Raw genomic sequence first — 2,982 nt, 5'->3', positions numbered from 1 at the left:
GCGTGTTGTCCGCAGCGCGCGCGGCGGACCTTGGCGAGGCCATGGATCACCTGCTGGGATTGCGGGCGCGGTCGCAGGCGGCGGCGCTGCGGGGCGGCGCGGTACCTGATGACCGGGTGCGACCCGACGAACTTTCCGGCCTGGAGCGGGAACAGTTGAAGCAGTGCTTCAAGGTTGTGGCGGACTTCCAGGACATGCTGCGGCGGCGTTATTCCCTGCATCTGATGACCTGACCGGAGCGGAGAGCGCATACATGCACGAGGATGTGATCCGTTTCCTGCGGGGGGTGCCCCCGTTCCAGTTCCTGCCGCGCGCCCGGCTGCGCACGCTGGCCTTCGGCACGCAGGTGGCGTTCGTTCCGGCGGGCGAGGCGCTGGAAAGCGCCACCGAGGACGGCATGCCCGTGCTGCACGTGGTGGTGAAGGGGGCCATTGCGGTGGGAAGCGCATCCGCCGGACGGAATGGCACGACACAGGACGGGGAGACGCTGGGACCGGGCGCGGTGTTCGGCTGGCCCTTCGGACGGGCGGGGACTGTCCCCGTGGCCGGTCAGGCCGAGATCGGCTACCGGCTGGCTGCATGGGCCGCCACAGATACGCTGTGTTACCTGCTGCCGGTGCGGACCGTTGCCGATGCGCTGGACGACAGGCCCGACCTGCGCGAATTGCTGGCGCCCGGCTTTGGCCCTGCCTTGCTGGATATGGGCGTGTCGGTTCTGGCGCGGCGCAGCGGGCTGACCTGGCAGGGCGGACGGCCATGGCAGGGCGTTACGGCGGGCGAGGCCATGCCCGCCGGTTTCGCGGCGGCGCCTGTCCACGTTTCACTGCACGAGGCGGCCCGGCTGATGACAGCACGCCAGCGTAGCGCCATCGTGCTGTTGGACGACGACGGCAGGGCGGCGGGCATCCTGACCGACCGCGATTTCCGTTCCCGGGTGGTGGCGGGCGGGGCCGACCACGCCCTTCACGCCAGCGCCCTGATGTCCGCGCCGGTGCTGTGCGTACAGGCCGGAACGCCGTGCCTGGACGTTATGCTGCTCATGGCCGGGCGCAACATCCACCACGTGGTGGTGGTCGAGGGCGACGAGCCGGTGGGCGTGCTGTCTTCGCACGACCTGATGGTGTTGCGCGGAGTGTCGCCTACGGCGCTGGCGGAGCGGATCGGGGCGGCGGGAACCCTGACCGAACTGGTGGAGACAGCGCCGCGCACCGATGCGCTGGCCGTCGTGCTGTTGGCAGAGGGCGCGCGCGCGGCAACACTGTCCGCCACTCTGCCGGACCTGCACGACCGCATGATCGCTCGACTGTTCGAACTGGGCATGGCCGCGCTGGGGGCGCCGCCGCGCCCGTGGTGTTTCGTGGTCTTCGGTCCGGCGGCCCGGCGCGAGGCGTGGTTCCGCCACCGGCAATGGAACGGGTTGGTGGTGGGCGATGCCCCCGACACGCACGGCGTCGATGGCCGCGATGCCGACTCTGGCGGTACGGGCATGGATGACCGAGTTGCAGCCTACTTCGGCACGCTGGCCCGCTTTGTGCGCGACGGGCTGCGGGCGCTGGGATTTGCGCCCTGCCCGCAGGGACGCATGGCCGCAACGCCCGGCTGGACACTGACCGTGGCAGGCTGGCGGGACAGGTTCCTCCGGTTGGCGGGGGGGGAATGCGGCGGTACACATACTGGCGGAGGGGCGGACATGCCCCTGCACGCACGGCTGGGCATGTTCGACGTGCGCCCGGTGTGCGGGGATGGCGCATTGGGACTGCGGATGGCCGCCGTGGCCGATGCGGAACTGGCCGATGCTGTGCAGGCCGGGGCGCGCTGGCCGTTGGCTGCGGGACAGGCCGGGCGGGCAGGTCAGACAGGACGGGCCAGACAGATCGGACAGACCAGACAGGCCGGACAGGCAGGGCAGGCAGGAAGGGGGGGCACCCCGCGCGCGGAACTGCTGGCCAGGGTGCATGTCATGGCGGCGGGGCATGGCGTCCAGCCTCCCGCCACCCTTGCCCGGCTGGATGCCCTTGCGGATGAATTGGCCGCACGGGTGGGGGCGACTGAAGAGGTGCATGCCGGAGTTCTGCACGATGCCCGCCGCGCCTGCGAATACCTGCTGCTGCGCGCAGCCCATGCGGTGCTTGTCCGCCACGGCATGGGCGACGGAACGGGCGAGGGTGACGCAGGCGAGAACGATGACGACGAGAGCAACGCGGACGCGGACGATGCCGTGTCCATGGCGGGGGATTTCGCCGCCCTCTCTCCGGTGGCGGAGGGACCGGGCGCGCCTGCCGGTCTGGACGCACTGGCCCAGCGCCGTGCCCGAGAAACCCTGCACGCGCTGGACGGGCTGGCGGAGCATTGCAAGGCCGTCCGTCCGCCCCGGCGGGAAGATGGCGCGGGTTGCGTGCCCGCCGGTCACGCCCCGGTCAGTCCGGTCAGTCCGGTCACTCCGATCGCGTCTTCACGACAGGGAGGCAGGACATGAAGCGGCTGTTGCGCCGCCTGCTGTCCGGCAGCGGTCCGGACCCGGGCACGCCGTTGCGGGGGATGGTCTTCGTATCCGTGGACTGCGAGATGACCGGCCTGAACCCGGCCCGCGACGATCTGCTGGCCGTGGGGGCCGTGGCCCTGCGGGGCACGCGCATGGATCTTTCCGCCACCTTTCGCGGCCTGCTGCGCCCGGCCTGCCCGGTACGGCCCGAAGGGGTTCCCGTGCACGGCATCCTGCCCGGCGAAGCGGCCCATGGCGACGAGGCGGCGGCGGAACTGGCCCGACTGGACGACTGGCTTGCCGGGTTCGCCACAGTGCCTGACGCGGGGAGCGGGGCAGGGAAGGGGGCAGGGGTGCCGGTGGTGCTGTTGGGCTGGTGCCTGGGGCTGGACGAGGCCTTTCTGGCCGCAGGGCGCAAGCGGGCCGGACTGCCAGCCCGGACGCATCCCCGCTGCGACGTGCTGGACCTGTTCCGGCATGTGCGGGCCCGGGGCGGGGCC

Annotated in this window: 3 protein-coding genes; all 3 read left to right on the top strand. The window is 71.7% G+C overall.

What is annotated here, in order from left to right:
• A partial coding sequence (locus FVW20_RS11110) for a putative nucleotidyltransferase substrate binding domain-containing protein (RefSeq protein WP_196609622.1) occupies positions 1 to 233 on the top strand: 233 nt, incomplete at its 5' end.
• Positions 234 to 253: 20 nt separating this feature from the next.
• Complete coding sequence (locus tag FVW20_RS11105) at positions 254 to 2,476, top strand: DUF294 nucleotidyltransferase-like domain-containing protein (RefSeq protein ID WP_196609620.1); 2,223 nt, start codon at positions 254 to 256, stop codon at positions 2,474 to 2,476.
• A partial coding sequence (locus FVW20_RS11100) for an exonuclease domain-containing protein (RefSeq protein ID WP_269145825.1) occupies positions 2,473 to 2,982 on the top strand: 510 nt, incomplete at its 3' end. The genes FVW20_RS11105 and FVW20_RS11100, both read left to right, overlap by 4 nt.

This window comes from Nitratidesulfovibrio oxamicus (assembly GCF_015731765.1).
GTDB classification, from domain to species: Bacteria; Desulfobacterota; Desulfovibrionia; order Desulfovibrionales; family Desulfovibrionaceae; genus Cupidesulfovibrio; species Cupidesulfovibrio oxamicus.
The sequence above is the reverse complement of the archived record's forward strand: the minus strand, read 5'-3'. Positions and strand labels throughout refer to the sequence as shown.